This is a genomic window from Yersinia thracica (genome assembly GCF_902170565.1).
Taxonomy (GTDB): domain Bacteria; phylum Pseudomonadota; class Gammaproteobacteria; order Enterobacterales; family Enterobacteriaceae; genus Yersinia; species Yersinia thracica.
This window is the reverse complement of sequence record NZ_CABHXX010000113.1, coordinates 1-1,619: the sequence shown is the minus strand read 5'-3', so window position 1 is coordinate 1,619 and position 1,619 is coordinate 1. Positions and strand designations below refer to the sequence as shown.

Here is a 1,619-nt window from a genome sequence, read left to right as displayed (position 1 = left end):
CCGAGGATTATCGCGGCAATGGGCTGGGACAAAGACAATCTCAGCGAAGATCAGAAGCAGACCGTCAGTGCGCTGGCGACACTGGCCGCAGGATTAGCCGGTGGCTTGACCGGCGACAGCACCGCTGATACGGTTGCCGGTGCGCAGACTGGGAAAAATGCGGTTGAGAATAACTTCCTGCTGCAAATGCTGGTGCCGCCTCCACCAGTAGCAGGGCAAACGCCACAAAGCGAAGCTAATGCTGCGATAGCGCAAAAGCTGGATACAGCGGTGAAAGAGTTTGGCAAAGATGTTGTGACAAAATGCCTCTCTGGTGGGGATTGCCCAATGGCCGCGCAAGTTGCGATATTGGCTATCCAGGCAATGATGGGTCAAGGAGAAAATGGCCCTTCTAATACTGGTGGTGATCAGATAGCTGAGTCAGGCTCAACCAACACGGGCGGAGATCAAATAGCGGATAATTCACCAAGTCATACAGGTAATGACCAATTTACAGGTCAGGCGATTACTGATACTGGTAATACGGATGGCAAGCCGGATACGGGTGGAAATACGACAGTAACACCGATCCCAGAGCAGAATAAAGATGATTTGGCTTATCTATCAGATAATAGTACGTATGTACCTAGCCCAAAACATGCAACCGGGGGCTGGGGAACACCAATGGACTTAAGTGACTCAAAAGCACAAGAGGTTCTAAATAACTCAATCCAAGGTGGCAAACAACAATATGGTATTAGTGATGGTAAAGTATATGAGTTTCAACCAGATAATGCTGGTGGTTGGCATGGATATCCAATACCGGGAACAGAAGCACCACCCAAAGTATTACGTGAGTTTCTTGCTCGTGGCGATATTAGTAAGGCTGAATATAATAAATTGATCAAGGGGAAATAATGAATAGATTAAGATTCAGTTTACTTAAAGGTTCATTGCAGGATGAATATCAATTAGTTGATATGTCAATAAAAAATGAGACTAACTCAACATCTATTTTCTGTGGAAATATCAATCTACCCAGATTTATTGAATGGCTATTTGATAATGAATACGAAATTAAAACATCAGAATTACCGATAAATACCACAGATAGTGGCTCCTTGGCTTATAAAATTTGGCACTTCTATGAAAGTGAAGAAATAGAAAATGATATTATAGCTGATGCAATGTTTGACTATCGAGCAAGCCATTGCCTTCGATTTGCGGCACGAGGAACTGATTTTCCTGAGATTTATATTGGAAAGTTAGGCTGTAAACATGAAATATCTATGTTCACTAGTAATGACTCATGGCAGTACTTTATTGATATATTGGATTTTTATGAAAGTATAACCGTCCTTACTGATAAGAAGTAAAAATGTCGATGACCTGAGCCGCGATACCGACCATGCCAACGGCAGCATCGGCCCGATATTTGATAAAGAGAAAGAGCAAAACCGGCTGAAGGAAGCACAGCTGATTGGTGAGATAGGTGGTCAGGTCAGTGATATCGTGCGCACGCAGGGCAAAATAGCGGAAGAAAAAGCGCTGAAAGACCCGGTCGCTATTCAGGCGGCGAAAGAGGCGTTGGCCCAAAAAGGTAACCTGACGCCGACGGAAGAACAGCTGACCAACCAGAT

The 1,619-nt window shown here is 44.3% G+C and carries 2 protein-coding genes and 1 pseudogene; all 3 read left to right on the top strand.

The genetic code is table 11. From position 1 onward, the window contains the following. A partial coding sequence (locus FTA91_RS20505) for a VENN motif pre-toxin domain-containing protein (protein WP_328592898.1) occupies nt 1-897 on the top strand: 897 nt, incomplete at its 5' end. Further along, entirely contained in the window at nt 897-1,355 is a 459-nt protein-coding gene (locus FTA91_RS16395; protein ID WP_145583624.1) for a hypothetical protein, read from the top strand. The genes FTA91_RS20505 and FTA91_RS16395, both read left to right, overlap by 1 nt. Beyond that, a pseudogene (locus FTA91_RS20630) lies at nt 1,348-1,619 on the top strand (VENN motif pre-toxin domain-containing protein); the annotation flags it as partial. The gene FTA91_RS16395 and the pseudogene FTA91_RS20630, both read left to right, overlap by 8 nt.